Annotated in this window: 2 protein-coding genes; both read left to right on the top strand. The window is 37.0% G+C overall.

Features of this window, described 5'->3' with window-relative positions; translation table 11 throughout:
* Window positions 1-345 precede the first annotated feature (345 nt).
* The gene (locus ACFINH_RS09550; RefSeq protein ID WP_375632920.1) at window positions 346-1,803 is read left to right on the top strand and encodes a replicative DNA helicase; all 1,458 of its coding nucleotides are present in this window, start codon (window positions 346-348) and stop codon (window positions 1,801-1,803) included.
* A gap of 103 nt (window positions 1,804-1,906) precedes the next feature.
* Window positions 1,907-2,265 (top strand): single-stranded DNA-binding protein (ssb, locus tag ACFINH_RS09545; protein WP_375632918.1); only part of this gene is annotated, 359 nt, incomplete at its 3' end.

Raw genomic sequence — 2,265 nt, 5'->3', positions numbered from 1 at the left:
GCGGGGGGCTGCTTTATAGCAAAAAAGCCGCGTCCTTTAAGACACGGCTTTTGTTTGCAACTGGAAACTTATACATTTTAAATGTTAAAATATATTACACAAAACGTGTAAAAATGCAAGCCTTAATACATAAAAACCGCATCAAAATGAATTGATACGGCTTTTATTATCAAAACAGCTAGCGATCTAAATAAACGATTAAAAGAAATAACCGAAATATAAAAGAACGTCTCTTTATTGCACAAAACGTATCAAAAAGCAAGCTGTTAAGTAAAATAAAAATGGGATTCACACTGTAGATTCAGTGATTTATAATTATCATTTATCAAATCAATTTAAATCATAATGAATAAAATGAACGCTGTTAATTTACCTTCTTTTCAAACAGAAGAACAATCTTCTTTTCGTCAACTGCCCCATAATATTGAAGCAGAGAAAGCTTTGCTGGGTGCTATCATTATCAATAATAATGCTCTTGATAGCGTTTCTGATTTTTTAAAAGCAGAGCACTTTTTTGAACCGTTGCATCAAAAGCTTTTTGATATCATTTCACAAATTATTCAAAATGGAAAAGTTGCAGATCCCATTACTATTAAGCCCTTTGTTGAAAATGATGCGAAAATTGGTGACATCACTGTATATAATTACGTGGTGCGTTTAGCTAAAGAAGCTGTAACAATCATTAATACCAAAGATTATGGGAGTGTCATTTATGATCTGTTTATCCGACGCTCTTTAATTAACCTTGGCACTCAAGTTGTGAATAGAGCTTATGATGTTTCTGTAGAACTTACAACATCACAACAAATTGAAACTGTTGAAAATCAGTTGTTTGAATTGGCAGAAAAAGGAAAATATGGGGGTGGGTTTGAAAACTTTAATACAGCCATTGCAAAAGCACTTAACATGGCAAGCGCTGCAAAAAAGCGTTCCTCACAGCTCTCAGGGATAGCTACCCATATCAAAACACTTGATGAGAAAATGGGAGGGTTACAAGCATCTGACTTAATTATCCTTGCGGGGCGCCCTGGGATGGGGAAGACCTCTCTGGCGACCAATATTGCTTTTAATATTGCCAATGCTTGCAAGCGTCATGATAACAGCCAAGCCAATGAAGGGGGTATTGTTGGTTTCTTTTCACTTGAGATGTCAACTGAACAGCTTGCAACTCGTATTATCTCAGAGCAAATAAAGGTTTCTTCTTCTGATATGCGCCGTGGTAATATCTCAGAAGAGCAATTTGCAAAAATTATTCACGCAATGCGTTCCTTACAAACAATCCCTCTTTATATTGATCAAACGGGTGGGGTGTCTATTGCACAATTGTCCGCTCGTGCAAGGCGTCTTAAACGACAACATGGTCTAGATGTCTTGATTATCGATTATATCCAACTCATGACAAGCGGTTCAAAGCGTTCATTAGAAAATCGCGTTCAAGAAATTACAGCCATTACCACCGGATTAAAAGCACTTGCAAAAGAACTCAATATTCCCATCATTGCTCTGTCACAACTTTCGCGTCAAGTTGAAAACCGAACCGATAAACGTCCACAACTCTCCGATTTACGTGAATCTGGTTCAATTGAGCAAGATGCCGACATTGTGCTGTTTGTTTATCGTGAAGAATACTATCTCAAAAATGAAGAACCAAAAGAAGGCACTGCTGAGTATAGCAAATGGCAAGAGGCAATGGAGCAAGCCAAGGGTAAAGCCGAGGTTATTATAGCAAAACAACGCCATGGTCCGACAGGAATCGTTCCCCTTGCCTTTCAATCCGATTTTACACGCTTTAGTGATTTATAACATAATGTAAAACATTAAATAATTGTTATTAGCTAACTGAAAACATTGTAAAAACACATAAAACATGTTATGATCTTTACATCATTTAATGGGACTTACAAACATGCTTAATAAAGTGATTTTAATTGGTCATTTAGGTGCCAATCCAGAAAGCAAAACAATGTCAACTGGCATCGAGGTGGTCAATTTTCGAATGGCAACGTCTGAGAGCTATACAGACAAGGCAACCAATAAGAGAATAGACAAAACCGAATGGCATTCCATTGTGGTGTTTAATCCACACTTGGCAAAAGTAGCTCTCCAGTATCTGAATAAAGGCAGCAAAGTTTATATCGAGGGACGACTACAAACTCGTAAATGGCAAGATAAAAACGGTGTTGATCGCTATGTAACAGAAGTCATATTGCCTCAGTACAAAGGCGAGTTAAAGCTTTTAGATGGCAAAAATGATGATAATCAAGA

It is taken from the genome of Bartonella sp. AA74HLJMH (assembly GCF_042197045.1).
Lineage (GTDB): Bacteria > Pseudomonadota > Alphaproteobacteria > Rhizobiales > Rhizobiaceae > Bartonella.
This window is presented reverse-complemented; position numbering and strand designations above follow the sequence as displayed.